Origin of the sequence: Anaeromassilibacillus sp. 1001302B_160321_C8, from assembly GCF_015554745.1 — a bacterium.
Taxonomy (GTDB): Bacteria; Bacillota; Clostridia; order Oscillospirales; family Acutalibacteraceae; genus Anaeromassilibacillus; species Anaeromassilibacillus stercoravium.
Genome location: NZ_JADNJD010000042.1, coordinates 1 through 2,055 on the forward strand (window position 1 = coordinate 1; position 2,055 = coordinate 2,055).

Genomic DNA, 2,055 nt, shown 5'->3' on the forward strand with positions numbered 1-2,055 from the left:
CCGCTGCCAATGATACACTACCGTTATCCGTGAACTTGATGGCGTTTGACAACAAGTTGTTGCCGATTTGCAGGATACGTTCCTTGTCGGTCAAAACCACCGCATCGGTGTGGCTCTCCACTATCAAAGTCAGCCCCTTGTTCATGGCAATGGGCATGAACTCCGTTTCAAGAATATGCGTGATTGCGGAAATCCTGCAAGGGGAAAGGTTGGGTTGCTCCTTGCCGTTGTCCAGACGGAAGAAATCCAGCAGCGTGTTGAGCATCTCCCGCATACGCTCGGAAGATTGCCGGATATTATCCACATACATGGTGCTTTTATCCGCGCTACAACTTTTCTGCATCAGTCCGGCATAGCCTCATTTTGTCAATCGTATTTTTTCGTGGTAGAAGTAGTTTACGATGACAGGTTTGCCTTTTTCCGAGCGTCCGTATGGCAGATCGTTTATACGATACGGGAAGCCCTGCTCCTTGGCGTAATTTGAAATGTCCTGCTCCAATGCCTGCCAGTATTCAAGCCTTTTTTTATTGTAAATTTCCTCGTAAAGCGGTATGAGGTCAGGATACTTCTCACGGATATACGTCATTATCCCGCCTTTGAACTGCCCGCGTAAATTCAGGTTTTCAAGCCAGATTAAATCAGCATAATCTTTTACCTCCTCTATTATTGCCTTTACGTCTGTTATTCTGGGGAATATGGGCGAGACGAAGCATACGGTGCGGATACCTGCCTCGTATGTCTGACGCATCGCTTTCAGACGGCGTTCAATGCTTACGGCGTTGTCCATATCTGCGCAGAACTGCTCGTCGAGCGTATTGACAGACCATGACACAGTCACTTTGGGAAAACTCTTCAACAGGTCGAGATCGCGAAGGACAAGATCGGACTTTGTGCATATCATAATCTCGGCATCGCTTCCTCGCAGCTCTTCGAGCAGCCTTCGGGTACGGTGGAATTCTTCTTCATACGGATTGTAACCGTCCGTCACAGACCCTATTACAACACGTTCACCGTCGTATTTATGAGGATTCGTTATCGGCTTCCAGTTTTTTACATCTAAAAACGTACCCCACGGCTCGGTGTGCCCGGTGAACCGTTTCATGAACGATGCGTAGCAATACCTGCAGGCGTGGGGACACCCTACATAAGGGTTGACCGAATATCCTCCCACCGGCAGAGAGGATTTGGTCATTACACTCTTTACATCTATTTCCTTTATTGTATCCATATTCATTGTATTCGTCTGGTAAATTGTTCCGGCAATTCCTGAATCATTCTTTCGTCGCCCATAATCGGCAGCAAATCCTCTTTCATGAACACCGGTATGCCATGAGCCTTTGCCTGTTCTGCAATGCTAAGCACCCATTCGGGGCGCGAATATGACTTTCCTTTTCGGTTTCCGGTCTCTGTGCCTATGACAATCCAGTCAATTCCCTCGAAATCAATCTCGCCGATATCATCGAAGAGAGGTTCAAACGTGACATGGTAGTGTCGTGCTTTGATATTCTTTTTCAAATCATCAATCCTCCTTTTCTCGGAACTGCGCGTAACGGTCACGCCCATCCATACGTTCTCGTCGTCAGAGGAGAAACTGATTTTGTCAGGGCGCTTCGTCAGAAAGATATAGGCGTGCTGGGGATTGCTGCTGATCCGCTCGAAAATTTCTGCGTTCCATTCAGGCTTCCAATCGGAGAAATCGCTCATTCCTGTCATGAGCCACACATGAGGACGGGACGTATCGATGATGCGCAGTTTTCGTTCCATGTATTCAGGCACGGAAAAGTCGTCGGTAATGTGGAAACGGCGGCAGTTGTTACGGGCATAGCAGTAAGGGCATCCTATAGTGCACCCTACCACTATGTTCATGTTTTTTATCAGGGATTTAATGCAGACACTCATAACACAACTGTTTCTCCGTCCTCCGGGATAATCAGCCGGCTCATGTCGGCTTCGTGATGCGTTGCCTCATTGCGCAGAATTGCACGGGTGGTCTGGCAATGGTCGATGGCATCCATGTGTACGGCTATCAGCTTGATATGCGAAGGCAATTCGTCA

3 protein-coding genes are annotated in these 2,055 nt (G+C 48.0%); all 3 read right to left on the reverse strand.

The window, feature by feature from the left end; genetic code table 11:
- Positions 1 to 343 (reverse strand): sensor histidine kinase (locus I2E77_RS13575; protein ID WP_195451499.1); only part of this gene is annotated, 343 nt, incomplete at its 3' end.
- Positions 344 to 358: 15 nt separating this feature from the next.
- The gene (locus tag I2E77_RS13580) at positions 359 to 1,234 is read right to left on the reverse strand and encodes a radical SAM mobile pair protein B (RefSeq protein ID WP_004329298.1); all 876 of its coding nucleotides are present in this window, start codon (positions 1,232 to 1,234) and stop codon (positions 359 to 361) included.
- Positions 1,231 to 1,899 carry a radical SAM mobile pair protein A gene (locus tag I2E77_RS13585; protein ID WP_004329299.1) on the reverse strand — a complete coding sequence of 223 codons (669 nt, stop codon included), beginning with the start codon at positions 1,897 to 1,899 and terminating at the stop codon, positions 1,231 to 1,233. Before I2E77_RS13585 ends, I2E77_RS13580 begins: the two co-directional genes overlap by 4 nt.
- Positions 1,900 to 2,055 lie beyond the last annotated feature (156 nt).